The following is a 26,128-nucleotide window of genomic DNA, read 5'->3' on the forward strand; positions in this document are numbered from 1 at the left end:
CCGTCCCGGTGACCCGACTCGGAGATTCGCCGACGGTAGGCGGGGAATCTCCGACTCAGGTCACTAGCATCCTTGCCATGCCCACTCGGAACCCGTCCGCCGCACACCTCGCCGTCCCGGCGCCGGACCGCAGCGCCGACACGACGTGACCCGGCTGCTGCTGCGCGGCGCCGAGGTCGGCGGGGAGCTCGTCGACGTGCGGATCGCCGACGGCCGGGTGGCCGAACTCGGCCGGGCGCTGCCCCGGCTGGACGCCTCGGAGCAGGTGATCGCCGCACGCGGCGGCGCCCTGCTGCCCGGGCTGACCGACCATCATCTGCACCTGGCCGCAGCGGCCGCCGACCTGACCGCCGTGGTGTGCTCCCCGTCTGCCGCGCGGGACGCCGACGAGCTCGCCGCGGCGCTCCTCCAGGCCCCGCGCGACGACCGGGGCTGGATCCGCGGGGTCCGCTACCACGCCTCCGTCGCAGGCGAGTTGAATGCTACGCGGCTGGACGGGCTGCGCTCCGACGCCCCCGTCCTGCTCCGCTACGGCAGCGGGGCGCGGTGGGCTCTGAACACCCGCGCCGCCACTGCCCTCCGGCTCGCGGACGCCGACCACCCCGGCATCGAGCGCGGCGCCGACGGCCGGCCGACCGGGCGACTGCACCAGGCCGACGCGTGGCTGTCCGAGCGGCTGGGCGCGCGACCTCTGACGGCGGGGGCCGCCGCACCGGGCGGGCCGCCGCTCGCCGAGCTCGGCCGCCGACTGGCCGACCACGGCATCACCGCGGTGACCGACGCCGAACCGCGGCTCGACACCCGCGCCGTGGACGCCGTCGCCCGGGCCGCAGCCTGCGGCGACCTGCCGCAACGGGTCCGCCTCCTCGGCGCACCGCTGGACGTCGCCCTCCCGCCGGACGGCCCGACCGCCGGCCCCTGGCGGATCGCCCTGGGCGATCCCGGCCCGCACGCCGTCGACGACCTGGCCGAGGAGATCGCCGCCGCCCACCGCACCGGACGGCCGGTGGCGGCGCGCTGCACGAGCCGGGAGGATCTCCGCCTGCTGTTCGCCGCCCTCGACCGGGCCGGCAGCACGCCCGGGGACCGGATCGAGCACGCCGCCGTGGTGCCGGCCGGCGCCGTGCCGGAGATCCGCCGACGTGGCCTGCACATGGTGGCCCGTCCGGGGCTGCTGGCCGACCGCGGGGACGACACCGGGCCCGGCGACACCACCGCAGACCCGACCACCGACCCGACCACCACCGACCAGACCGCCGACCCCGCGGACCGCCACCGCGCTGCCTCCCTGATCGCGGCGGGCGTGCCGCTGGGACTCTCCAGCGACGCCCCGTACGGGCCGCTGGACCCGTGGGCGGTGATGCGGGCGGCGATGCTGCGCCTCACCCCGGCGGGGGAGGTGGCGGGCCGCAGCGAACGGCTGACCGCGGCGCAGGCCCTGGCCGGCTACCTCTCCCCGCGCACGCGCCGGGCGGGCGGATCGGCCGGGTGCGGGCCGGCGCCGTCGCCGACCTGGTCCTGCTGGGCGCACCGGCCGGCGAGGCCATCCGGCGGCTGGACACCGGGCTCGTCCGGCTGGTGCTGATCGGCGGCCGCCCGGTGGGCGGCTCGGACCACCGCCGACTCGGATAGCCACCGCTGCGGATGGCGACCGGTGCGGACAACTCCCCTACGGCCCGCCGCTACGGGCGCAGTTCCACCGCGAGGTGCGCGGACAGCGCACGAAGGAAGTCCGGCGCGTCGAAGACCTCGCCCGCGGAGGCGACGCCGACCGCCCTCGTCCGCCCCGTGAGGATGCGGTCGACCGCCTCCACCACCAGCGGCGCCGTGACGGCATAGATGTCCTGGCCGCTGGCCACCGCGCGGCGTTCGGTGCCGCCGGAGCGCACGACGGCGTCGACGAGGAAGGTCTGCGCGGAGCGCCCGAGCGCGTCGACCGCGACCGGCGTCGGTGTGTCCGGGGCCGACACCTGCCCGGCCGCCTCGACCGTCATGGCGGTACGCACCTCCGGGATGGCCAGGTGGCTGGGGATGGTGACCACGTCCGCCATGGTGAACTCGCCGACGACGGACCGGGATCCCATCGGTTCGGGGAAGGCCCACTCCTGGATCGGCGGGGTGTCGTGGCGGTACTCCAGCCGCCCCTCGGTGAACACGACGCGCCCGCCGCCCCGCCGCTCCCGGGAGACCGCACCGGCGCTGCGCGTCCCGGCGGTGGGGTGCCAACTGCTCAGCCCGTACGCGACATGCGCTTCGTCGGCCGCCGTCCAGTCGCCCATGGCCGCGGTGACCAGCAGGTCCCCGAGCCCGCCGTAGAAGGCCATCGCCGGGACGATCAACGCCCCCGCGGCGCGGGCGCGGTCGGCGAAGTGCGCGAAGGTGTCGGCGTTGGCCTCGATCTCGGCCGCCACGTCCACGTACGGGATGCCGGCCCGCAGCGCCGCCTCGATCACCGGGGCGGCCGTCGTGGCGAACGGCCCGGCGCAGTTGACCACGGCGGCCGCACCGGCCAGCGCACGGTCCAGCGAGGCCGGGTCGTCGACCGACGCCGGACGGGCCTCGAACCCGGTGTCGGCGGCCAGTTCACGCAGCCGGTCGGCGTCGCGTCCGGAGAGGAGCGGGACGAACCCGCGCTCCCGCAGCTCCGCCACCACGAAGCGCCCGGTGTGCCCGTACGCGCCGTACACCGCCACCGTGAGTCCTGATCCCATGGGTCTCTCCCCTGCACTCGAACGACCGTCCCGCGCTGTTACGGACATCCTGTCGGCGGCCTGCACCCTGCACGAGTGTCCGGAACGCCAGGACTCGTACACTTCCGGACATGGGCACTGTCGCACTGGCCGTCACCGACGGCATGCTGCACTTCGAACTGTCCCTGGCGTACGAGGTGTTCGGGGCCGACCTCACCGCCGTGGCGGACCCGTGGTACCGCGTCTCCGTCTGCGGGCCGGAAGCCGTACGGGTGGGCCGGTTCCGGCTGGAGCCCGACCACGGCCTCGACCGGCTCCAGGACGCCGACACCGTGATCGTCCCGGGCTGGGCCGACATCGACGTGGAGCCGCCCGGCGACCTGGTCGACGCCGTCCGCGCGGCCCACGAGGCCGGCGCACGGGTGGCATCGCTCTGCACCGGCGCGTTCGTCCTGGCCGCCGCCGGCCTGCTGGACGGGCGGCGGGCGACCACGCACTGGGCGCACACCCGGGCCCTGGCCGAGCGCCACCCCGGGTGACGGTCGACCCCGACGTCCTCTACGTGGACAACGGCCGTGTGCTCACCTCCGCCGGCAAGGCCGCCGCAATGGACCTCTGCCTGCACCTCGTCCGCCTCGACCACGGCTCGTCGGTCGCCAACACGGTCGCCCGGCGGCTGGTCGTGCCGCCCCACCGGGACGGCGGCCAGGCCCAGTTCGTCACCACCCCCGTCCCCACTCCGGGCAACCACCCGCTCGCCGAGCTCCTCCCGTGGGTGATCGAACGCCTCGACCACCCGCTGACCGTGGAGGACCTGGCCCGGCAGGCCCGGATGAGCTCGCGTCACCTCGGCCGCCACTTCAGATCGGTGGCCGGCACCACACCGCTGCAGTGGCTGCTCACGCAACGGATCCGGCACGCACAGGAGTTGCTGGAGACCACCGACGACAGCATCGAATCCGTCGCGGCAGCCACCGGCATGGGCACCGCCACCACACTGCGCCGGCACTTCAACCGCACGGTCGGCGTGCCCCCGGACACCTACCGCCGCACCTTCCGCGCGCGGACCCGCGGCGGCCCGGACGACAACGGACACCGGCTGCGACACTCCGGGACCTGACGGCCCGGAACCCCGTCGCCCCCGTCGCCCCGACGGATCGTCACTTCCACTACCGCCACTGCCTCATGGAGGCGTGGCAGCAGGACCACCGGGCCGGCCGGGGCGGCCGGCACCAGCGGAGTCAGTCGTGGGGCGGCGGTGCCGTGCTGGCCCGCAGCACGACCTCGGCCGGCAACGGCACGGCGATCCGTCCGGCGCCCCCTCCGGCCGGCTGCGGCTCACCCGCGGCGAGGGCCAACCGCACCGCCTCGGCGCCGAGTCGGGCCAGCGGAATGCGGACGGTGCTGAGCGGCGGCGCCAGGTCGGCCGCCAGCGGGATGTCGTCGAAGCCCGCGACGGAGATCCGGCCGGGCACCGCGACGCCGCGGTCCCGCAGTTCGGCGAGGACGCCCGCCGCACAGATGTCGGACAGCGCGACCACGGCGGTCGGCCAGGACTCGGGCCCACCGGCGGCCAGGATCCGCCCGATCGCGGCCCGGCCGCCCGCGTGGCTGAACTCGGTGCGTTCGACGAGCGCGGCGGCCGGGTCGAGACCGGCCGCGGCCAGCGCGTCCAGCACCCCGCCGAGCCGCTCGGCCGGCACTCTCAGCCGTTCCGGCCCGGTCACCACGGCGATCCTGCGGTGCCCGAGGGCGATCAGCGCACCGGTCAACCCGGCCGCGCCACTGCGGTTCGCGGGCAGCACGGTGTCGTAGCCGGGGCCGTGATCGGTGATCGCGGCGACGGCGCCGCCCTGCTCGCGGTAGGCGTCCAGGGCCCGGTCGATCCGGCGGACGGCGTCGGGGTCGGTGTAGCCGGAGCCGGCCAGCACGATGGCCCGGACGCGCTGGCCGTGCAGCATCCGGATGGCGCCCAGTTCGGTCTCCGGGTCCGCGTCGGTGCTGGCGACCAGGCTCAGCAGGCCGGCCTCGGAGGCCGCGTCCCAGACACCGCGGGCGATGGCGCCGAAGTACGGGTCGGCCACGTCGTGCAGCAGCACCCCGACGGTCGCCCCGGACGCCTTGGCCAGCGCCTGGGCGGGGGCGTTCGTGAGGTAGCCGAGGGTCTCCGCGCTCGCCCGGACCTTCTCGGACAGCGCTTCGGTGACCGTACGCGCGGACCCGTTGAGCACCCGGGACGCCGTGGCCAGCGACACGCCGGCATGGCGCGCGACATCGCCGAGGGTCACCGCCATGTCTCCTCCGCCCGCCCGTGATCGTCCTGCCGGTCAGCGTACCGCCCGCCTCCCGCGGCCCTTGACCGGCAGCCTCCGGGCACCCTAGCCTCGGCGATGGAAAGCGCTTTCCATCGCTCTCCGATACCCCCACTCCCCAGGAGGAGACCGATGTCCCGCAGAGTGATCGGCGTCGTGATGAACGGCGTCACCGGCCGGATGGGCTACCGCCAGCACCTCGTCCGCTCGATCCTGGCCATCCGCGAGCAGGGCGGCCTCCCCCTCGGCGACGGCGAGGTGCTCTGGCCCGAACCGATCCTGGTCGGCCGCAGCGCCCACAAGCTCAAGGAACTCGCCGACCGGCACGGCCTCGACCACTGGACGACCTCGCTCGACGAGGCCCTCGCCCACCCGCTCGCCGAGATCTACTTCGACGCCCAGGTCACCACCGCCCGGGAAAGCGCCATCCGGGCCGCCATCGCCGCCGGCAAGCACGTCTACACCGAGAAGCCGACCGCCGAGTCGCTGGCGTCCGCCCTGGAGCTGGCGCGGCTGGCCCGCGAGGCGGGGCTCTGCAACGGCGCCGTCCAGGACAAGCTGTTCCTGCCCGGCCTTCTCAAGCTCAAGCGGCTGGTCGACTCCGGCTTCTTCGGGCGGATCCTGTCCGTCCGCGGCGAGTTCGGCTACTGGGTCTTCGAGGGCACCTGGCAGTCCGCGCAGCGCCCCTCCTGGAACTACCGCGCCGAGGACGGCGGCGGCATGATCCTCGACATGTTCCCGCACTGGCGGTACGTGCTGGACGGCATCGTCGCCCCCGTCCGCTCGGTGTACGCGCACACCGCCACGCACATCCCGCGGCGCGTCGACGAGCAGGGCCGCACCTACGCGGCGACCGCCGACGACGCCGCGTACGGGATCTTCGAGCTGGAGGGCGGCGTCACCGCGCAGATCAACTCCTCCTGGGCCGTCCGGGTCGACCGCGACGAGCTGGTCGAGTTCCAGGTCGACGGCACCCACGGCAGTGCGGTCGCGGGCCTGCGCAACTGCCGGATCCAGCACCGCGGTTCCACCCCAAGCCGGTGTGGAACCCGGACCTGCCGGCCACCGAGCAGTTCCGCTCGCAGTGGCAGCAGGTGCCCGACAACGAGGAGTTCGACAACGGCTTCAAGGCGCAGTGGGAGCTGTTCCTGCGGCACGTCACCACCGGCTCGCCCTACCAGTGGGACCTCCTGGAGGGCGCCAAGGGCGTCCAGCTCGCCGAACTCGGCCTGCAGTCCGCCCGCGAGGGCCGCCGACTGGACGTCCCCGAGCTGTCCCTGTGACCCGGCCGCCGCACCCCCGCACCCCCACCCGCCCGGCCGGCCCCTGCCCTCCCACCTCGCCCGAAAGCTGATGGCCATGACCGACATCGACCTTCCCGGCACCGGCCGGTACCGGATGCGCGAGCCCGAACGGCCCGACCGGCCGGCCGGGCCGCCCACCACCCGGATCGCCTTCGCCGCCGCCCACGTCGTCGCCGACCCGCTCGGCGACAACGCCCCCGGCGCGCCCGCCGCCGTGGACTGGGACGCCACCCTCGCCTTCCGGCACCACCTGTGGTCGCTCGGCCTGGGCGTCGCCGACGCCATGGACACCGCCCAGCGCGGCATGGGCCTCGACTGGGCCGCCACCCGCGAACTGATCACCCGCTCCGGGGCCGAGGCCCGGGCCACCGGCGGGCGGCTCGCCTGCGGCGTCGGCACCGACCAGCTCACCACCCCCGCCCGCACCCTCGGCGAGGTCGTCGCCGCGTACGAGGAACAGCTCGCGGTGGTGGAGGAGGCCGGTGCGCAACCCGTCCTGATGGCCGGCCGGGCGCTGGCCGCCCTGGCCCGCGGGCCGGAGGACTACCTCACCGTCTACGGGCGCCTGCTCGCCCGGGGCAGCCGCCCGGTGATCCTGCACTGGCTCGGCGAGATGTTCGACCCGGCGCTGGCCGGCTACTGGGGATCGACGGACCTCGACGAGGCCGCCAAGACCGTGCTCACCCTGATCGAGGAGCACGCCGGCCGGATCGACGGCATCAAGATCTCGCTGCTGGACGCCGAACGGGAGACGGCGCTGCGCCGCGCCCTGCCGCCCGGGGTGCGGCTCTACACCGGCGACGACTTCCACTACCCGGAGCTGATCCGCGGCGACGGACTCGGGCACAGCGACGCCCTGCTGGGCGTGTTCGACCCGATCGCGGCCGTCGCCGCCGCCGCCCTGCAGGCCCTGGACGCGGGCGACACCGCCCGCTACGACGCCCTGCTCGCCCCCACCGTGCCGCTCGCCCGCCACCTGTTCGCCGCGCCCACCTACCACTACAAGACGGGCATCGTCCTCCTCGCCTGGCTGGCCGGCCACCAGGAGCACTTCACCATGGTCGGCGGGGCGCAGAGCGGACGTTCCGTCCCGCACCTGGTCGAGCTGTTCCGGCTGGCCGACCGGGCCGGCGTGCTGCCGGACCCGGAGCTGGCCGTCCGACGGATGCGGCAGTTCCTGGCCGTGGCGGGGGTGACGGCATGACCGGGACGGAGCGGCTGTCGCTGAATCAGATCACCACCCGCGGGTGGAGCCTGCCGGAGGCCGTCCGGGGCTGCGTCGAGGCGGGGATCCCGGCGATCGGCCTGTGGCGGGACAAGGTCGCCGAGACCGGGCTCGCCCGCTCGGCGAAGCTCGTCCGTGACGCGGGTCTGGCCGTCAGCAGCCTCTGCCGCGGCGGATTCCTGACCGCCGCCGACCCGGCGCTGCGCCGCACCGCGCTCGCCGACAACCTCCGGGCGATCGAGGAGGCCGCCGAACTCGGCACCGACACCCTGGTGATGGTGGTCGGCGGGCTGCCCGACGGCAGCCGGGACCTCGCGTCCGCCCGCTCCCGCGTCCGCGACGCCTTCGCCGAACTCGCTCCGCATGCCGGTGACTTCGGCGTCCGGCTGGCGATCGAGCCACTGCACCCGATGTTCTGCGCCGATCGTGCCGTGGTGTCCACCCTCGGGCAGGCGCTGGACCTGGCCGAGCAGTTCCCCGCCCGCCAGGTCGGCGTCGTCGTGGACAGCTACCACGTCTGGTGGGACCCGCAGTTGGCCGAGCAGATCGCCCGCGCCGAGGGCCGGATCGCCTCCTACCAGGTCTGCGACTGGACGCTGCCGCTGCCGGCCGACGCCCTGCTGGGACGCGGCCACGTCGGCGACGGCCACATCGACTTCCGGACGCTCACCGACCGGGTCGCCGCCGCCGGCTACCGCGGGTACGTGGAGGTCGAGATCTTCAACGAGGAGGTCTGGAACACGCCCGGCGAGGAGACACTCCGCACCGTCGTGGCCCGCCACCTGGCCCACGTGGCCGGCCGGTGAGGATCGTCCTCGCCCCCGACTCCTTCAAGGGCAGCATCGACGCCTCGGCCGCGGCCGAGGCCCTCGCGGCGGGGTGGCGGTCGGTCAGGCCCGGGGACGAGACCGTGCTGCGGCCGATGGCGGACGGCGGTGAGGGCACCCTCGCCGCCGTCCTGCGGGCCCACCCCGCCGCCGTGCGGCACGACGTCCCCGGCTGCACCGGCCCCGACGGGCGGCCGGTCACCGGGCAGTACGCGCTGCTGCCGGACGGCACCGCGTACCTCGAACTGGCCGTCGCCTCCGGGCTGCCGCTGCTGGGCGGGCACCTCGCGCCGCTCACGGCGACCACCCGCGGCACCGGCGAGAGCGTCGCAGCAGCCCTCGACCGCGGCGCCCGACGGCTGGTGCTGGCCCTCGGCGGGTCCGCCTCCACCGACGGCGGCACCGGCCTGCTGGCCGCTCTGGGTCTGCGCCTCCTCGACGACCGCGGCCGCCGACTGCCGGACGGCGGCGGGTGGTTGGCCGGGCTCGTGGCGGTCGACCGCAGCGCGCTGCGGCCTCCACCGCCGGGTGGCGTGCTGCTGCTCACCGACGTGACCGCCCCGCTGCTCGGGCCGGCCGGGGCCGCCGCCGTCTACGGCCCGCAGAAGGGCGCCGGAACGCAGGACGTCGCGCGGCTGGAGGCCGGGCTCGCCGCCCTGGCCCGGGTGCTCGGCGGCGACCCGGAGCGCCCGGGCGCCGGTGCGGCGGGCGGCACCGGCTTCGGGCTGGCCGCCGCCTGGGGCGCCGACAGCGCCTCCGGGGCGGCGGCGGTCGCCGATCTGCTGGGCCTGGACGGTGAACTCGCCCGCGCCGACCTGGTGGTCACCGGCGAGGGCCGCTTCGACGCAACCAGCCTGCTCGGCAAGGCCGTCGGCGAAGTCCTCGCCCGGGCGGCCCGGGCCGGCACCCGGGCGGCGGTCGTGGCCGGCGAGTCCGCCGATCCCACGGTGCAGACCCTCGCCTCGCTCGCCGGATCCGGCCGCGCCGCCCGCGCCGAACCGGCCCGCTGGCTGGCGTCCGCGGGCGCGGAGCTGGCCCGCCGGGCCGGGCGGTGAGCGGAGGCCGCCGCACTCGGCTCCGGCTCACCCGCACTGCGGCCGAGGCCCGTTCGGAATCTCCTCGCGCCCGAACGGCCCCGGTCGCATACTGGCGGGCGTGTACTCCGACGACGAGGCCGCAGCGCTCTACGACCGCCTCAATCCCTGGGCGCCGTGCGACGACTTCTTCCTGTCCGTCGTGATGGGGTCGGCGTCCGTGCTGGACGTCGGCTGCGGCACCGGTGCGCTGCTGCACCGGGCCCGGGAGGCGGGGCATCCGGGCCGGCTGTGCGGGCTCGACCCGAGCGCCGCCATGCTGGCGCGGGCCCGCCGACGCGCGGACGTGGAGTGGTCCCTGGGTCGGGCCGAAGATGCCTGCTGGGAGGCGGAGTTCGCATCGGCCGTGGTGGCCGGCAACGCGTTCCAGGTGTTCGTGACGGACGCCGAACTGCGGGCCGCGCTCGCCGCGCTCAGGGCGGCGCTCGTCGACGGCGGACGCCTGGTGCTCAGCACCCGGAACCCGGCGGCCCGGGCCTGGGAGGGCTGGTGCCCGGCGAACGCCACCGAGGTCGTCGACGACGCCGGCCGGGAGCTGCGCATCGTCCACCGCGTCGAGTCCGTCGCCGGCGAGGTGGTCACCTTCACCGAGACCACGGAGCGTCTCGACGGCACCGTGCTGCGCCTCGAACGCGACCGCCTGCGGTTCCTGGACGCCGACCGGATCGGCGGGTTCCTGCGCGAGGCCGGGTTCACGGTCGACCGCTGCGCGGGCGACTGGTCGGGCGGGCCGCTGAGCGCGGCGAGCCGGAACATCGTGGTGACCGCCCGCGCGACGACGCCCGACAGCGGCGACTGAGCGCCGGGGCGGTCAGACGGCGGCGTGGTCGTAGAAGCCGCGACCGCTCTTGTCACCGAGCAGCCCGGCGTCGACCATCCGCAGCAGCAGCGGCGGCGGGCTGTACAGCGGCTCCTTGAACTCCTCGTACATCGCCTCGGCGGCGGCCCGGACGGTGTCGAGGCCGACCAGGTCGGCGAGTCGCAGCGGCCCCATCGGGTGGGCGCAGCCGAGGACCATGCCGGCGTCGATGTCCTCGGCACCGGCGAAGCCGGACTCCATCATCCGGATCGCCGACAGCAGGTACGGGATGAGCAGGGCGTTCACCACGAAGCCGGCCCGGTCCCGGGCCCGGATGACGCGCTTGCCGAGCAGCGCGGTGGCGATGTGCTCGGCGCGGTCGGCGGTGGCCTCGGAGGTCAGCAGCGAGGGGACGAGCTCTACGAGGCCGAGGACCGGCACGGGGTTGAAGAAGTGGATGCCGATCACCTGCTCGGGCCGGTTCGTCGCGGTGCCGAGCTTCATGATCGGGATGGAGGAGGTGTTGGAGGCGAGGATCGCGTCCGGGGCCTGGACGACCCGGTCGAGCCGGGCGAAGATCCCGGTCTTCAGGTCCTCGCGCTCGGCCACCGCCTCGACGACGAGCTGCCGGTCGGCGAAGTCCTCCAGCTCGGTGGTGAAGGTGAGCCGGCCCAGCGCCGCCTCGGCGGCCTCCTCGGTGGCCTTGCCGCGTTCGACGGCGCGGCGCAGCGAGGTCTCCAGCCGGTGGCGGCCGCGGGCCAGCCCCTCGGCGTCGTTCTCGGAGACGCGCACGTCCAGGCCCGCCCGGGCGCAGACCTCGGCAATGCCCGCCCCCATCAGGCCGCAGCCGACGACGCCCACGCGTACCTGGTTGTCCATGCCCCACACCTCTCGCCGGTGCGCCGTGCCGGGCAGCCCGGCGGGGCTGGGCCCGTGGCGCGACCGCCCGATCGTATGACACTGAGTACCGCGATGCAAAGGCACTTGGTGCCATCCGTCGCCCTCGTTATGCACCTAGTTGCATAACGGCGCCGCAGGACCTACAAAGGGCACACTGCCGCAACCGTGCGAGGAGGCATCGGATGACCGCGTACCCCCGTCTGCTGAGCCCGTTGGACCTGGGCTTCACCACCCTGCCGAATCGGGTGATCATGGGCTCGATGCACGTCGGGCTGGAGGAGGCCGAGAGCGGCTTCGAGCGGATGGCCGCGTTCTACGCCGAGCGCGCCCGCGGCGGCGTCGGCCTCATCGTCACCGGCGGCATCGCCCCCAACGAGGCGGGCCGGCCCTGGGACGGCGGCGCCAAGCTCACCACCGACGCAGAGGCCGAGCAGCACCGGACGGTCACCGACGCCGTGCACGCCGCCGGCGGGAAGATCGCCCTGCAGATCCTCCACTTCGGCCGGTACGCCTACCACGCCGACCTCGTCGCGCCCAGCCCGATCCAGGCCCCCATCAGCCCGTTCGTGCCGCACGAGCTGACCGATGCCGAGATCGAGCAGACCATCGAGGACTTCGCCCGCTGTGCGCAGCTCGCGCGGACGGCCGGCTACGACGGCGTCGAGATCATGGGCTCCGAGGGCTACCTGATCAACGAGTTCATCGCCGCCCCGACCAACCGGCGCACCGACCGCTGGGGCGGCAGCTACGCGAACCGGATCCGGCTGCCCCTGGAGATCGTCCGCCGGGTCCGCGAGCGCGTCGGCGAGGACTTCATCATCGTCTACCGGCTCTCCATGCTCGACCTGATCCCCGGCGGCTCCACGCTGCCCGAGGTCGTGGAGCTCGCCAAAGCCGTCGAGGCGGCCGGCGCCACCATCATCAACACCGGCATCGGCTGGCACGAGGCCCGCATCCCCACCATCGCCACCAGCGTCCCGCGCGGCGCCTACACCTGGGTGACCCGCAAGCTGATGGGCAGCGTCACCGTCCCCCTGGTGACCAGCAACCGCATCAACACCCCCGAACTCGCCGAGCGGATCCTCGCCGACGGCCACGCCGACCTGGTCTCGCTCGCCCGCCCGCTGCTCGCAGATCCCGACTTCGTCGCCAAGGCCGCCGCCGGGACGCCGGAGGCCGTCAACACCTGCATCGGCTGCAACCAGGCCTGCCTCGACCACACGTTCAGCCTCAGGACCACCTCCTGCCTGGTCAACCCCAGGGCGTGCCACGAGACCGAACTGCTCGTCCTCCGCACCGACCGCCCCAAGGACGTGGGCGTCGTCGGCGCCGGGCCGGCCGGCCTCGCCTTCGCGCTCACGGCCGCCGAGCGCGGCCACACTGTCACCCTCTACGACAGCGCGCCGCGGATCGGCGGCCAGCTGAACACCGCCCGCCGGATCCCCGGCAAGCAGGAGTTCGACGAGACGATCCGCTACTACGGCCACCAGCTCGCCGCCCGCGGCGTCCGGCTGCGGCTGGGCGCCACCGCCACCGCCGACGGGCTCGCCGCCGCAGGCCACGACGAGATCGTCCTCGCCACGGGCGTGACGCCCCGCATCCCCGAGATCCCGGGCGTCGACCACCCGAGCGTGGTCGGGTACCTCGACGTGCTGCACGACCGGGCCCCGGTGGGGGACCGCGTCGCGATCCTCGGCGCCGGCGGCATCGGCTTCGACGTCGCCGAATATCTCACGCACCCGCAGCCCGACGGCTCCGACGCGGACACCGGCACCGGTCCGGACGCCGAGCGCGCGGCGTTCTTCGCCCGGTGGGGCGTCGACACCGGCCACACCACCCCCGGCGGCCTCACCCCGCCCCGACGGCACCGCTCGCGGCGCAGCGTCCACCTCCTGCAGCGCAAGCCCGGCAAGGTCGGTGCGGGCCTCGGCAAGACCACCGGCTGGATCCACCGCACCGAGCTCAAGGACCGCGGCGTGACGATGGTCCCGGGCGCCACCTACCACCTGATCGACGACGCCGGACTGCACCTCACCGTCGGCGGCGAGCGGCAGGTCCTGCCGGTCGACACCGTCGTGCTCTGCACCGGCCAGGAGCCCCGGCGCGACCTCCACCAGGCCCTGACCGACCTGGGCCTCAGCCCGCACCTGATCGGCGGCGCCCACACCGCGAGCGAACTCGACGCCAAGCACGCCATCGACCAGGGCACCCGGCTGGCCGCCGCCCTCTGAGCCCGGGCCAGGGGCATCCCGTCCTGCCCTGGCCCTGCTCTTGCCCTGGCCCTGCCCTGCTCCTGTCCTGCCCTGCTCCTGTCCTGCCCTTGACCTGTCCGGTCGATCCCGCCGGGTCAGGGGACCGGCCGGGCCGGGCCGGGGTCGGGCACCGCTCCCCCGGGCGCCACCTCGGCGATCAGCAGCGCCACGTCGTCGTCGCCGTCCGGGCGGCGCAACTCGGCCAGCAGCCGGTCGCAGGTCTCCTCCAGCGACGGGCCGGCGTCGGCCAGCAGGACGAGCAGCTGCGCCAGACGGTCGTCGAGGGGCTGGTCGCGGGTCTCCACGAGCCCGTCCGTGTAGAGGACCAGCCGGTCGCCGGCGGCGAGGTCCACCCGGGTCGACTCGAAGGGGACGCCGCCGACGCCCAGCGGCGCCCCGGTGGGCAGCTCCAGCAGCGCCGGGGCCCGGCCCCGGCGGACGAGGACCGGCGGCGGATGACCGGCCAGCGCCAGCCGGCAGCACCCCGTCCGCGGGTCGAAGTCGGCGTAGACGCAGGTGGCGAGGGACTCCTCGATCTCGGCCATGGTGCGGTCCAGGTGCCTGAGCACCTGGGCCGGGTCGAGCCCGAGGCCGGCCAGGGTCCGGGTCGCGGTGCGCAGCTGCCCCATGGTGGCGGCGGCGGTGATGCCGCTGCCCATCACGTCGCCGACCACCAGGGCCGAGCGGCCGTGTTCCTGGGCAATGGCGTCGAACCAGTCGCCGCCGGCGTCGCCGCCGCTGCCCTTGGGCTGGTAGCGGTAGGCGAGGTCCAGGCCCACCGCCTGCGGCCGCCGGGGCAGCAGATGGCGCTGCAGGGTCAGCGCCGCGTGCCGCTGGGTCTGGTACCAGCGGGCGTTGTCGATGCAGACGGCGGCGCGGGAGGCGAGCTCCTGGGCGAGGAGGACGTCGTCGGCGTCGAAGGGCGCCGGGTTGCCCAGGCGTTTGAGGTCGAGGGCGCCCAGGACCTCGCCGCGGGCGATCAGCGGCACCGCCAGGTAGGAGTGCAGGCCGGCCTGGGCGAGGAGGGCGGCGGCCCGGGAGTCGCGGGCGATCCGGGGCAGGTCGCGGGGCCCGACCCTGGCGACCAGGACCGGCTCGCCCGTCGCCGCGCAGCGGGCGACCAGCCGGTCGGCCGGGTACAGCGCGATCGCACCGGTCGGGTCCGCGGCCCGGACGGCCGTGCCGACCCCTCGGAGCGCCGGGTCGCCGCCAGGGCCAGGGCGCGGAACGCTGCCGGACCGCTCCCCGCAGCCACGGGGACGAGGCCGGGCCCGGCCCCGTGCAGGACGGCGTCCAGCACGTCCACCGCGGCGACGTCGGCCAGCTCCGGCACCACCACCTCGGCCAGTTCCCGGGCCGTGGTGTCGAGGTCGAGCGTGGAGCCGATCCGCGCCGAGGCCCGGGCGATGACGGCCAGCCGACGGCGGGCGGACGCGGCCTCGGCCGCCGTCCGGTGCTGCTCGCTCACGTCGATGACCGAGGTCGCCAGGCCCAGGATGCGCCCGGAGCGGTCCTCCAGCCGGAAGTACGACACCGACCAGGCGTGGTCGTGCGCCGGGTCGGCGGGCGTCCGGCCGACGGTGAGGTGGTTGAGCCGCGGCGCGCCACCCGCCATGACCTGCCGCATCACGGCCTCGATCGGCACCGGGTCGAGCAGCGGCAGGGCCTCGCGCACGCTGCGGCCGACGTGCCGTTCGGGGGCAGCGCGTTGATCCGCGCCAGCGCCGGGTTCACCATGACGTACCGCAGGTCGGTGTCGAGCACCGCGAGGCCGATCGGCGACTGCGCGACCAGCCGCACCGAGAGCGCGAGGTCGCGCTCGACGTCCCGGACGACGGCCTCGTCGGCGGCGAGTCCGAGCGCGAAGAAGTCGCCGTTCCGGTCCTGGAGCCGCATGTTGCGGAACTCGACCTGCCGGGTGCTGCCGTCCCGGTGCCGGATCGGAAAGACCCCGGCCCAGGGCTCGCCGGCGGCCATCACCCGGGTGAACAGGCCGATGACCAGGTCGAGGTGCTCCGGGGCGACCATCAGCTGGGCGGCCCTGCTGCCCAGCGCCTCCTCGGCCGTCCAGCCGAACAGCTCCTGGGCCTGCGGGCTCCACAGCGCGATCCGCCCCTCGGCGTCCAGCAGGATCGCGGCGACGCTCAGCACGTCCAGCAGGCCGCCCGGGTCCGACGTGGCCGTCGTCCGGGCAGGGCCCGCCCGGAACGTCTCGGCCGCGTCCATCCCGTCCTCCTTCCGCCCGGCCGCCGCAGCGGGACGGCCCGGCCGGCCACGCGCTCCTGCCGCCCGACGCTCTCCATCGTCTCCCCGGACGGCCTCCGGCGGCATCCGCACAGCGCTCGGGGGTGTCGGCGGCCGGGCCGGCGGGGGCCCGGGCCCACCGGCCGGACCGCGGCGCAGCGGAGTCGCACCCATCCTGACGAATCGTCAACTCGACTCCTGGCCAAGGGAGACGGCGACAGGCCGAGTGACCCGGTGCAAGAATGTGGCGCAGTACCGACAGAAGGGCGGCGACAATGCACGGCGTCGACGAATCAGGCAGCGGCCCGGCCCGGCCGGCCACGACAGGCCTCCCCTCCCCCGCCTCCGCCGGGATACCCGGCCGCCCGGCCCCGGGCGGCCGCGAACGGGCCCCTGCCGCCCCGGGCGGCGTCCTGCACCCGGACACCCTGCGGCTGTGGGCCCACGCCGTCGACCTGGCCGACTGGGACTGGGTCGTCCACCTCGGCGCGCGCGACGGCACGCTGCTGACGGCCGTCGACCTGCCCCCGCACGCCGCGGTCGTCGCGGCCGCGCCGGACGGGAGCGCGCTGCCCGGCCTGTGGCACGACCTGGTCCCGACCGTGCCGCAGGCCCGTGTCCTGTCCCTCACGCCCGGTGACCGCGCCCCGGCGGCCCCGCCCGTCCTGGACGGCCTGGGCCTCCACCCTGAGCATGCGCTCCTCGCCAGGGTCGACCTCGACGACCGGGGGCGCCCGTCCTGCGGGAGTCCCTGCCCGGCCTGCGGGCCCTGGCCCGGTGCGCCCTGGTCGTGGCGGTCGAACGGCTCGGCCCCGGCGACCTGGACTGGCTCACCACGTACTTTCAGCTGTCCTGCCTGCGCACCGACTCGGGGCAGCTCCTCGACTGCTCCCGGCTGACGGGACACCAGCTCACGCTCCTGCTGAACCGCCCCGACGTGCACGACGCGGACGTCCTCGCCGTCCCGCGGGCACCGGGGACACCGGTGCCGCGGCGCTGACGGCCGGCCACCGGACGGCGCTGCGGCGGTGCCGCCCGGGCCGGGACCCGGGCCGGGCGGCACCGCCGTCAGGAGGTGTCGGTCAGCGGTGGCCCAGCCAGGCCATCGCGGCGGTCGGCCTGTGGGTGTAGTCGAAGAGCGCCTGGTTCTCCCAGGCGTCGCCCGAGGTCGGGTCGGCCGGGTCCCAGCCGTTGCCGGTGACGGCCGTCCAGGTCGGCTCCCAGTAGAAGGCGCCGAGCCCCTTGCCGTTCGGGACGGCCTCCACCACGTCGAGGACGTCCCGCAGCGCGGCCGCCTGTCCGGCCTGGGTGGCCGGGTAGCCGGTGGTCAGCTGGGAGGTGGTGGCCAGGTTGTTCGTCAGGGAGTCTGCGTTGTCGAGGGTGAAGGCGTAGGCGGTCTCGGCGACGACGACCTGCTTGCCGTAGCGCGCGGCCATGTCGTCGAGGGTGGTCTGCAGGTCGCTCAGCGGGCCGTGCCAGTAGCTGTAGTAGGAGAGGCCGATGACGTCGAACGGCACGCCGTGCGAGACGGCGTTGTCGTAGAACGTCCGGGCACCCGCGTCGTCGCCGCCCTTCGCCAGGTGCAGCATCACCTTCGTCGCGGAGCTGACGGCCTTGGCGGCGTTCGCACCCTGGGTCAGGAAGGCGGCGAGGTTGCCCCAGTTGGAGGTGGAGCCCTCCGGCCAGAGCATGCCGCCGTTGATCTCGTTGCCGATCTGCACCATGTCGGCCGTCGTGCCCTGGGCCTTGAGGGCGTTGAGCACGTCGTAGGTGTGGTTGTAGACGGCGGTACCGAGCTGGGCGACGGTGTACGCGGCCCAGGGCGACGGCTTGGTCTGCTTGCCCGGGTCGGCCCAGGTGTCGGAGTAGTGGAAGTCGACGAGGATCTTCATGCCGAGCGCCTTGGCACGGGCGGCCATGGCCAGCACCTGGGTCTTGGTGTTGTAGCCGTCGGCCGGGTTCACCCACACCTTGAGCCGCACGTAGTCGGCGCCGGCCGCGTGCAGGACGGTCAGCGCGTCCGCGGAGGTGCCGTTGGCGTAGCTGTAGGTGCCGCCCTTGTCCTCGCTCTTCTTCAGCGTCGAGACGTCCACGCCGCGGGCCGCCACGCCGGTCGATCCGGCGGTGAGAGTGAGGTCGTCGACGTTGATCCAGTTCCCGGCGTTGGCGTCGGAGTCGATGCTGATGGTGCACTGGCCGCCCACCACGGCCACCGAGGTGACCAGGCGGATCCAGGCACCGTTGGGGGTGACCGGCAGGTCGGTGCGCTGCTCGGCGGAGCCGCAGTTGCGCAGCGCCAGGTAGGCGGAGTTCTGCCCGCCGCTGGAGCGGACCCAGGCGGTCAGCGTGTAGCTGCCGTCGGTGAGCCCCGAGAGGTACTGGTAGGTCTCCACCTTGTAGGCCGAGGCGGACCAGTGGGTGAGCCGGTAGGAGCCGCCGTGGCCGCCGGCCTCGGTGTAGGAGGCGGCGTTCTGGCCGCCCGCCGAGTAGGTGGACCAGCCGGTGGGGGTGGCGGTGGCCGCGCTCCCGCTCTCGAAGCCGGGGTTGGTGACCGTGGTGGCGGCCTGGGCGGTGGCGGCCGGGAGGCCGGCCGTGGTGGCAGTGGCCAGCAGGAGGGCGGCTGCGCCGCCCGTCAGCAGGCGCCGGAGTACCTGATGCATCGTCATCCTCGGCGATGTGGGGGGTGGGGGAGGTACTGCCTGGGGGTGGGTGGCGGGGCGGCCGCGCGCCGGGGCCGGCCGACCGATCCCGCCGGAACGGTCGGACGGGCCCTCCGTGCGCGGCCGCCCCGACGGGTGGTGCACCTGCCCGGACCGACCCTCGGCGGCCCGGGCAGGGGTCAGAGGTGGACGACCCGGGTGGCCCCGGCCGGGACGTCCAGAGCGCCGGTCACCGGTGCGCCGGTGAGCAGCTCGGTGCCGGCGCCCGGCAGCGGGACGCGGGCGTCGGCACCGGTGTGGTTGACGGCGAACAGGTAGCGGCCGTGCGTGCCGACCCGCTCCACCACCTCGACGTCGCGCGGGAGTTCGCGCCCGGGCAGGCCCGCGTCGGCGCAGACCCGGGCCAGCACGTCGGCGAGGCCGGGCTCGTCGAGCCGGGTGGAGAGGTACCAGGCACTGCCGTCGCCGAGGGCGTGCCGGGTGACGGCGGGGTGCCCGGCGGCGGGGCCGTCGGCGTACGTCCAGAGCGTGTCCGCGCCGCGGGGCACGACGAACTCGGACCAGGCGTCGCCGGCGAGGGCACCGCCGGGGCCGTCGAGCCGGACGCGCTCGCCCTGCCGCAGCGGTGCGAACTCCTCGACGGTGAGGCCGAGGACGTCGCGCAGCGCACCGGGGTGGGGGCCGGGGTGCACGGCGTCGTGGGCGTCGACGATGCCGGAGAAGTAGGAGACGGCGAGGGTGCCGCCGTCCTCGACGTAGCGGCGCAGGTTGCGGGAGGTGGCGTCGGTCGCCAGGTAGAGGGCGGGGACGAGCACCAGTGGGTACCCGGCGAGGTCGGCCTCGGGGTGGGCGAAGTCCACGGTGAGGTGGCGGTCGTAGGCGGCGGTGTACCAGCGGTCGGCCTGGTCGCGGGCGTCGAGTTCGACGCTGGGGCGCCATTCGAGCTTCTGGGCCCACCAGGACTGCCAGTCCCACAGGACGGCGGCGTCGGAGACCACCCGACTGCCGCGGACGGCGCCGAGCGCGGACAGGTCGGCGCCGAGGGTGACGACCTCCCGCCAGATCCGGCTGTCAGTGCCGGCGTGCGGGAGCATCGCGGAGTGGAACTTCTCGGCGCCGGAGCGGGAGGCCCGCCACTGGAAGAACATCGCGCCGTCGGAGCCGCGGGCGACGTGCGCCAGGCTGTTGCGGGCCATCTCGCCGGGCCGCTTGGCGATGTTGCGGGGCTGCCAGTTGACCGCACCGGTGGAGTGCTCCAGCAGCAGCCAGGGCCGGCCGCCGGCCACCGAGCGGGTGAGGTCGGCGGACATCGCCAGGTTGACGTGGTTCCGGTCGGCCTCGGCCACCAGGTAGTGGTCGTTGGCGACGAGGTCCACCTCGCGGCCCCAGGCCCAGTAGTCGAGGGACTCGCACTGGGTCAGCGCGGTCATGAAGTTGGTGGTGACCGGCACCCCGGGTGACAGCCGGTGCAGGATGTCGCGCTCGCGGACGAAGTTCTCCAGCAGGGCGTCGCTGGTGAAGCGCGCCCAGTCGAGCTGCTGGGCGGGGTTGCCGGCGGTGGGGGTGAGGCGGGGCGGCCGGATGTCGTCCCAGCGGGTGTAGGACTGGCCCCAGAAGGCCGTCCCCCAGGCCTCGTTGAGCTCCTTGACGGTGGTGTACCGGTCGGCGAGCCAGCGCCGGAAGTGCGCGGCGGAGGTCTCGCAGTAGCAGGCGGAGACCGGCACGCCGTACTCGTTGTGGACGTGCCAGAGGGCGAGTGCCGGGTGGCCGCCGTACCGGCGGGCGAGCTGCTCGGTGATGGCGGCGGCGGCCTCGTGGTAGGCGGGCGAGCTGTGGCAGATCGCGCCGCGGGAGCCGAACTCGTGGCGCAGGCCGTCACGGGTGACGGGCAGCGCGTCGGGGTGCTCGCGGTAGAACCATGCGGGGGGCACGACGGTGGGGGTGCCGAGGTCGACCCGGATGCCGTTCTCGTGCAGCAGGTCGAGCAGCCGGTCGAGCCAGCCGAAGTCGTGGACACCCCGCTCGGTCTCCAGCAGGGCCCAGGAGAAGATCCCGACGCTCACCATGGTGACGCCGGCCTCGCGCATCAGCCGGACGTCCTCGTGCCAGACCTCCTCCGGCCACTGCTCGGGGTTGTAGTCCCCGCCGTGGGCGAGCGCGTCCAGCCCGACCGGCCAGCGGTGCCGTACGGCGGGCCCGGCGGCCGCGTCCGGGTTCTTGTCGCGAGTCAGCGGGTGATCCATTGGTGCTCCATGGGACGGGACTGTGAACGTACACAGAAAGAGTGCGCAGTGTTTCGGCAAGATAACCGTACGGGGTAGGGGATTGACAAGTGTCCAGCAGGTTTCCGTACTGTGAACGTGCACAGCGACGGTCACGGCTCCGGGCACCATCGGAGACCGGCGCCGGTCATCGCGGCACACCCCCACCTGTTCCACTCCCCAGCAGTGATCCCCGGGAGGATCCATGCACCGTCGCCTCGCCCTCACCACGGCCGCCGCGCTCTGCGGCGCCCTGTCGCTGACCGCCTGCGGCAGCAGCGGCGGCGGCTCCGACGCACCCAAGGCCGCCACCGGGCCGGTGAAGCTGACCTTCTGGTCCTGGACTCCGAACATGGACAAGGTCGCCGCGATCTGGAACGCCTCCCACCCGGACATCCAGGTCAGCGTCCAGAAGCAGGCCTCCGGCGACGACCTGGTCACCAAGACCATCACCGCCGCCAAGGCCGGCAACGCCCCCGACCTCGTGCAGGCCGAGTACCAGGCGCTGCCCACCCTGGTCAGCAACGACGTGCTCGCCGACATCTCCAAGCAGGCCGGCAGCGCGAAGAGCGACTTCGCCCCCGGCGTCTGGCAGCAGGTCACCCTCGGCTCCGACGCGGTCTACGCGATCCCCGAGGACACCGCGCCGCTCGCCCTCTACTACCGCCAGGACCTCTTCCAGCAGTACGGCCTCAAGGTGCCCACCACCTGGGCCGAATTCGCCGACGCCGCCCGGCAGCTCAAGCAGAAGGAGCCGTCGAAGGCGCTGACCACCTTCTCCGCGAACGACTCCGGCCTGTTCGCCGGCCTCGCCCAGCAGGCCGGCGCGAAGTGGTGGACCGCCTCCGGCGAGACCTGGAAGGTCGCCATCGACGACGCCGCCACCAAGAAGGTCGCCGACTTCTGGGGCGGCCTGGTCAAGGACGGCGCCATCGACAACCAGCCGATGTACACCCCGGCCTGGAGCAAGGCGCTGAACGACGGCACCCAGATCGCCTGGGTCTCCGCGGTCTGGGCCCCCGGCGTCTTCACCTCCTCCGCCCCGGACACCAAGGGCAAGTGGGCGATCGCCCCGCTGCCGCAGTGGAACGCCGGCGAGTCCGTCACCGGAAGCTGGGGCGGCTCCACCACCGGCGTCACCGCCGGCGCCGTCAAGAGCGGCCACGCCGACGCCGCGGCGAAGTTCGCCACCTGGCTCAACACCGACGCCCAGGCCGTCGACGCCCTCGTCAAGCAGGCCGGCATCTACCCCGCCGCGACCGCCGCGCAGAGCGGCGGCGCGCTGGCCACCGCACCGGACTTCTTCGCCAACCAGCCCGACTTCTACACCCGGGCCGCCGCGATCGCGAAGAACACCGCGCCCGCCGCGTGGGGCCCGAACGTCAACGTCGCGTACTCCACCTTCAAGGACGCCTTCGGCAAGGCCGCCCAGGACAAGACCGACTTCTCGGCCGCGCTGACCGCGATGCAGCAGTCCACCGTCGCCGACCTGAAGAAGAACGGCTTCACCACCGAGGGCTGATCCGCCCGCCAGCCCGGCCCGGGCCGCCGCGCGGCGGCCCCGGGCGCCCAACCCACCCCTAGGACCGCCATGGCGTCCCACCAGCCCAGCCCGACCAGGCGCCTCGCCCCGTACGCCTTCCTGTCGCCCGCCGTCGCGCTGTTCGCGCTGTTCTTCGCACTGCCCATCGGCTACGCGATCTACCTGAGCTTCCGCGCCGTCCACGTGAAGGGCCTGGGCCTCGGCGCGCACGCCCGCACCGAGGTCTGGGCGGGCCTGTCGAACTACACCTCCGCGCTCGCCGACCCGGAGCTGCTCGCCGGATCCGGGCGCACCCTGCTGTACGGCGCGCTGCTGGTGCCGACCATGCTCGGCGCGGCCCTGTTCTTCGCCCTGCTGCTGGACACACCCAGGCTCCGGCTCGGCGCCTTCTCCCGGCTCGCGATCTTCCTGCCGTACGCCGTGCCCGGCATCGTCGCCTCGCTGCTCTGGGGCTTCCTCTACCTGCCGACCGTCAGCCCCGGCTACTTCCTGCTCGACAAGGCCGGCATCGGCGGCCCCGACCTGCTGCACGGTAACGGCCTGTTCGTGGCGCTCGCCAACATCGCGGTCTGGGGCGGCACCGGCTTCAACATGATCGTCATCTACACCTCGCTGCGTGCCATCCCGGCCGAACTGTACGAGGCGGCCCGGCTGGACGGCGCCTCCGAGCTCCAGGTCGCCCTGCGCATCAAGATCCCGATGGTGGCGCCCTCGCTGGTGCTCACCTTCTTCTTCTCGATGATCGCCACCCTCCAGGTGTTCAGCGAGCCGATGACCCTCAAGCCGCTGACCAACTCGATGAGTTCCACCTGGAGCCCGCTGATGAAGGTCTACCGCGACGCCTTCGTCCAGGGCGACATCTACTCCGCCGCCGCCACCTCGGTGGTCGTCGCCACGGCCACCCTCGTCCTGTCCTTCGGCTTCCTCAAGCTGGTCAACAAGCGCTCCGAAGGAGGCAGCTGAGATGAGTACCGTCCTGACCGACCGCCGCGGCCGCACCGCCCCGGCCCCCGGCACCACCCCCGGCAACGCCGCCGCCCCGCCGCGGCGCACCGCGTGGACGCCCACCCTGATCCTGCTGCTCGGCGCCGTCTACTGCCTGATCCCGATCCTGTGGGTCGTCATGGCGGCCACCAAGAGCAGCAACGAGCTGTTCACCACCTTCACCTTCGCCCCCGGCAGCGGCCTGCTCCACAACCTCGCCGACCTGTCGCACTACCGCGACGGCGTGTACTGGCAGTGGATGGCGAACTCCGCGCTGTACGCCGGGGTCGGCGCCCTGCTGTCCGCGGCGCTCTCCGGCGTCACCGGCTACGCCCTGGCCAAGTATCGCTTCCGCGGCCGCACCGCGCTCTTCAACATCCTGCTCGCCGGCGTGCTGATGCCGCCCATCACGCTGGCCGTCCCGCAGTACCTGCTGATGGCCAAGGCCGGCCTCGCCGACAGCTACTGGTCGGTCCTGCTGCCCAGCATCGTCAGCCCGTACGGCATCTACCTGGCCCGCATCTACGCCGCCGCCGCCATCCCGGACGAGGTGGTCGAGGCCGCCCGGGTCGACGGCGCCCGCGAGTGGCGGCTGTTCCGCAGCGTGGCGCTGCCGATGATGGTGCCCGGCCTGGTCACCGTCTTCCTGTTCCAGTTCGTGGCGATCTGGAACAACTTCCTGCTGCCGTACATCATGCTCGGCGACGACCACAAGTTCCCGGTCACCGTCGGCCTGTACTCGCTGCTCCAGCAGGGTGCCAACGCGCCCGCCCTCTACACTCTGGTGATCACCGGAGCGCTGCTGTCGATCGTCCCGCTGATCGCCCTCTTCCTGGGACTCCAGCGTTACTGGCGCATCGATCTGCTCTCCGGGGCCGTAAAGTCCTGACCGTCCGCCAGCACACCGCCGCTCACAGCTCCGCCCGACCCGTCCCCCGAGGAACCGACACCCCATGACGGAACCAGCGCACCGAGGCCGCGCGTCCGGCACCCCCGTCGCCCGCCGACCATCCACGACGTCGCCGCCGTCGCCGGGGTCTCGCGCGGCACCGTCTCCCGCGTCCTGCAGGGCGGCCACAACGTCAGTCCGGCCTCCCTGGAGGCCGTGAACGCGGCCATCGCCAAGCTCGGCTACGTCGTCAACCGGGCTGCCCGCAGCCTGGTCACCCAGCGGTCCGGCTCGGTCGCCTTCCTGCTCACCGAGCCGCAGGAGCGGTTCTTCGAGGACCCGAACTTCACCACCCTGCTGCGCGGATGCACGGCCGCCCTGGCCACGCACGACATGCCGCTGCTGCTGATGACCGCCGGGGACGAGGCCGAGCAGCGCCGGATCACCCGCTACCTGGCCGCCGGGCACGTCGACGGCGTCCTGCTGGTCTCCTCGCACCGGGGCAACCCGATGATCGAGCAGCTCCGGGAGGCCGAGATCCCGATGGTCTGCTGCGGCAAACCGCTCGGGCAGCGCGGCCGCGTCCCGTACGTGGCCGCCGACGACCGCGAGGGCGCCAAGGACATGGTCCGCCACCTCGTCGAGTCCGGCCGCAGCCGGATCGCCACCATCGCCGGCCCGCAGGACACGCCCGGCGGCGTCGAGCGCCTGTACGGCTACCGCGAGGTCCTCGACGAGTACGGCATCGCCTTCGACGAGCGCCTGGTGGCGTACGGCGACTACAGCCGCGCCGGCGGCGAGGAGGCCGCGGCCCGGCTGCTCGCCACCGCACCCGACCTGGACGCCGTGTTCGTCGCCTCCGACCTGATGGCCGACGGCGCGCTGACCGCCCTGCACCAGGCGGGCCGCAGCGTCCCCGGCGACGTGGCGGTCGGCGGCTTCGACGACTCCCCCGCCGCCCTGACCACCCGCCCGCCGCTCACCACCGTGCGCCAGCCCTGGGACCGGATCAGCAGCGAGATGGTCCGCCTCCTGCTCGCCCAGATCGCCGGCGAGGCCCAGCCGACGGTGATCCTCCCCACCGAGCTGGTGATCCGCGAGTCGGCGTAGCGGTGGGCGCGCTCGGCCGCGGGCCGGCGCCGCCGCAGGCCGGGCAGGCGGACGGTCGGCAGACGGGCGGCGGCGCGTCCCCGAACGCCGTCCGAGCGGCCCTAAGCTCGGGCGCATGAACGCTCACCGCGTGCCCCTCTTCTGCGACACCGCCCTGGCCGGGCGCATCGAGCGGGTCGAGGCGCAGCTCATCGCCAAGGGCAGCGAGGCCGCGCATCGTCGCAGGGCGGACGGGGCGGGCTTCGTGCTTCCGATCGCCGGAGGCGTGGCGAGCTTCGCCGAGGAGGACTCACCGCTCAACAAGGTCGCGGGGCTCGGCTTCGGCGGCCTGCCGAGCGCGGCCGCCCTCGACGGGATCGAGCGGGCCTTCGCCGCCTGCGGTGCCCCCGTGCAGGTCGAGCTCGCCCACCTCGGCGACCCCGCGATCGGCACCCTCCTGACCGAACGGGGATACCGGCTCGCATCGTACGAGAACGTGCTCGGCCGTGCCCTCGGGGGCGACCACGAGCAGGTGGCGCCCCCGGGGTCGAGGTCAGGCCGAGCGGCGACGACGAGTTCGACCGGTGGCTCGACGTCGTCGCGGCGGGATTCGCCCACCCCGACACGCGAGGGGTCTCCTCCCACGAGGAGTTTCCCCGTGACGTCATCGCGAGGGCCGTACGGGATCTGGCGGCGGCAGCGGGCGTCATGCGCTACGTCGCACTGCTCGACGGGGTGATCGTGGGCGGCGCCGGTCTCCGCATGGCCGAGGGCGTCGCGCAGTTCACCGGCGCGGCGACCGCACCCGATCACCGCCGCCGAGGGGTCCAGACCGCGCTGCTCTCCACCCGGCTCGCCGACGCCGCGGCCGCCGGCTGCGACATCGCCGTCGTCACCACGCAGCCGGGGTCCACGTCCCAGCAGAACGCCCAGCGCCGGGGCTTCGACCTGCTCTACACCCGTGCGGTCCTGCTGAAGCAGCCCTGAAGCCACAGGATCCCCCGCCGGCGGGCCCGGTCGGCGGAGCGCTCCGAGGGCGCGGCCTCCGGGCCCTG

At 74.4% G+C, this 26,128-nt stretch carries 17 protein-coding genes and 3 pseudogenes; 14 read left to right on the forward strand and 6 right to left on the reverse strand.

From position 1 onward, the window contains the following. The first annotated feature begins 145 nt into the window (after positions 1 to 145). Entirely contained in the window at positions 146 to 1,585 is a 1,440-nt protein-coding gene (locus ABEB13_RS06415; protein ID WP_345704658.1) for an amidohydrolase family protein, read from the forward strand. Positions 1,586 to 1,682: 97 nt separating this feature from the next. Here ABEB13_RS06415 and ABEB13_RS06420 read toward each other — a convergent pair whose 3' ends face one another. Further along, entirely contained in the window at positions 1,683 to 2,711 is a 1,029-nt protein-coding gene (locus tag ABEB13_RS06420; protein WP_345704659.1) for a saccharopine dehydrogenase family protein, read from the reverse strand. A 110-nt stretch (positions 2,712 to 2,821) separates the two neighbouring features. On the opposite strand from ABEB13_RS06420, the pseudogene ABEB13_RS06425 reads away from it, so the two are divergent. Beyond that, a pseudogene (locus ABEB13_RS06425) lies at positions 2,822 to 3,810 on the forward strand (helix-turn-helix domain-containing protein). Positions 3,811 to 3,931: 121 nt separating this feature from the next. On the opposite strand, the gene ABEB13_RS06430 reads toward ABEB13_RS06425, so the two are convergent. After that, on the reverse strand, positions 3,932 to 4,978 hold the full coding sequence (locus ABEB13_RS06430) for a LacI family DNA-binding transcriptional regulator (protein WP_345704660.1): 1,047 nt from the start codon (positions 4,976 to 4,978) through the stop codon (positions 3,932 to 3,934). A 156-nt stretch (positions 4,979 to 5,134) separates the two neighbouring features. Between ABEB13_RS06430 and ABEB13_RS06435 the strand changes: the two are divergent. The 5 genes and pseudogenes from ABEB13_RS06435 (at position 5,135) to ABEB13_RS06455 (ending at position 10,251) form a co-directional block, all read left to right on the forward strand. Beyond that, a pseudogene (locus ABEB13_RS06435) lies at positions 5,135 to 6,285 on the forward strand (Gfo/Idh/MocA family protein). A gap of 76 nt (positions 6,286 to 6,361) precedes the next feature. Beyond that, positions 6,362 to 7,510, forward strand: a complete 1,149-nt coding sequence (locus ABEB13_RS06440; protein WP_380231880.1) for a dihydrodipicolinate synthase family protein — start codon at positions 6,362 to 6,364, stop codon at positions 7,508 to 7,510. Continuing rightward, positions 7,507 to 8,337, forward strand: a complete 831-nt coding sequence (locus ABEB13_RS06445) for a sugar phosphate isomerase/epimerase family protein (RefSeq protein WP_345704661.1) — start codon at positions 7,507 to 7,509, stop codon at positions 8,335 to 8,337. The genes ABEB13_RS06440 and ABEB13_RS06445 overlap by 4 nt, the downstream gene beginning before the upstream one ends. After that, positions 8,334 to 9,413 (forward strand): glycerate kinase, encoded by a 1,080-nt coding sequence (locus ABEB13_RS06450; protein ID WP_345704662.1) that lies wholly within the window; start codon positions 8,334 to 8,336, stop codon positions 9,411 to 9,413. Before ABEB13_RS06445 ends, ABEB13_RS06450 begins: the two co-directional genes overlap by 4 nt. 100 nt (positions 9,414 to 9,513) lie before the next feature. Next, entirely contained in the window at positions 9,514 to 10,251 is a 738-nt protein-coding gene (locus ABEB13_RS06455) for a methyltransferase domain-containing protein (RefSeq protein WP_345704663.1), read from the forward strand. Between the two features lie 12 nt (positions 10,252 to 10,263). Here ABEB13_RS06455 and ABEB13_RS06460 read toward each other — a convergent pair whose 3' ends face one another. Beyond that, on the reverse strand, positions 10,264 to 11,130 hold the full coding sequence (locus ABEB13_RS06460) for a 3-hydroxybutyryl-CoA dehydrogenase (protein WP_345704664.1): 867 nt from the start codon (positions 11,128 to 11,130) through the stop codon (positions 10,264 to 10,266). A gap of 203 nt (positions 11,131 to 11,333) precedes the next feature. On the opposite strand from ABEB13_RS06460, the gene ABEB13_RS06465 reads away from it, so the two are divergent. After that, entirely contained in the window at positions 11,334 to 13,382 is a 2,049-nt protein-coding gene (locus ABEB13_RS06465; protein WP_345704665.1) for an oxidoreductase, read from the forward strand. Between the two features lie 116 nt (positions 13,383 to 13,498). Here the strand turns inward: ABEB13_RS06465 and ABEB13_RS06470 are convergent. Then, positions 13,499 to 15,629 (reverse strand): annotated as a pseudogene (locus tag ABEB13_RS06470) (SpoIIE family protein phosphatase). 293 nt (positions 15,630 to 15,922) lie between these two features. Here ABEB13_RS06470 and ABEB13_RS06475 point away from each other — a divergent pair. Continuing rightward, entirely contained in the window at positions 15,923 to 16,546 is a 624-nt protein-coding gene (locus ABEB13_RS06475; protein ID WP_345704666.1) for a hypothetical protein, read from the forward strand. Positions 16,547 to 16,729: 183 nt separating this feature from the next. On the opposite strand, the gene ABEB13_RS06480 is transcribed toward ABEB13_RS06475, so the two are convergent. Both ABEB13_RS06480 and ABEB13_RS06485 read right to left on the reverse strand, forming a co-directional pair. Further along, entirely contained in the window at positions 16,730 to 18,307 is a 1,578-nt protein-coding gene (locus tag ABEB13_RS06480; RefSeq protein WP_345704667.1) for a glycoside hydrolase family 53 protein, read from the reverse strand. Positions 18,308 to 18,486: 179 nt separating this feature from the next. Beyond that, positions 18,487 to 20,550, reverse strand: a complete 2,064-nt coding sequence (locus ABEB13_RS06485) for a beta-galactosidase (RefSeq protein ID WP_345704668.1) — start codon at positions 20,548 to 20,550, stop codon at positions 18,487 to 18,489. 223 nt (positions 20,551 to 20,773) lie between these two features. On the opposite strand from ABEB13_RS06485, the gene ABEB13_RS06490 reads away from it, so the two are divergent. The 5 genes from ABEB13_RS06490 to ABEB13_RS06510 all read left to right on the forward strand — a co-directional run bounded on the left by ABEB13_RS06490 (position 20,774) and on the right by ABEB13_RS06510 (position 26,060). Next, positions 20,774 to 22,090: an ABC transporter substrate-binding protein gene (locus tag ABEB13_RS06490; RefSeq protein WP_345704669.1), complete on the forward strand. Its 1,317-nt coding sequence runs from the start codon at positions 20,774 to 20,776 to the stop codon at positions 22,088 to 22,090. A gap of 69 nt (positions 22,091 to 22,159) precedes the next feature. Then, positions 22,160 to 23,074 (forward strand): carbohydrate ABC transporter permease, encoded by a 915-nt coding sequence (locus ABEB13_RS06495; RefSeq protein WP_100891729.1) that lies wholly within the window; start codon positions 22,160 to 22,162, stop codon positions 23,072 to 23,074. A gap of 1 nt (position 23,075) precedes the next feature. Next, positions 23,076 to 23,984, forward strand: a complete 909-nt coding sequence (locus ABEB13_RS06500) for a carbohydrate ABC transporter permease (protein ID WP_345704670.1) — start codon at positions 23,076 to 23,078, stop codon at positions 23,982 to 23,984. Positions 23,985 to 24,104: 120 nt separating this feature from the next. Continuing rightward, complete coding sequence (locus ABEB13_RS06505) at positions 24,105 to 25,094, forward strand: LacI family DNA-binding transcriptional regulator (protein ID WP_345709568.1); 990 nt, start codon at positions 24,105 to 24,107, stop codon at positions 25,092 to 25,094. Between the two features lie 462 nt (positions 25,095 to 25,556). Beyond that, a complete protein-coding gene (locus ABEB13_RS06510; RefSeq protein ID WP_345709569.1) occupies positions 25,557 to 26,060 on the forward strand; it encodes a GNAT family N-acetyltransferase in 504 nt (167 codons plus the stop codon). Positions 26,061 to 26,128: the final 68 nt, after the last annotated feature.

It is taken from the genome of Kitasatospora paranensis, from assembly GCF_039544005.1.
Lineage (GTDB): Bacteria > Actinomycetota > Actinomycetes > Streptomycetales > Streptomycetaceae > Kitasatospora > Kitasatospora paranensis.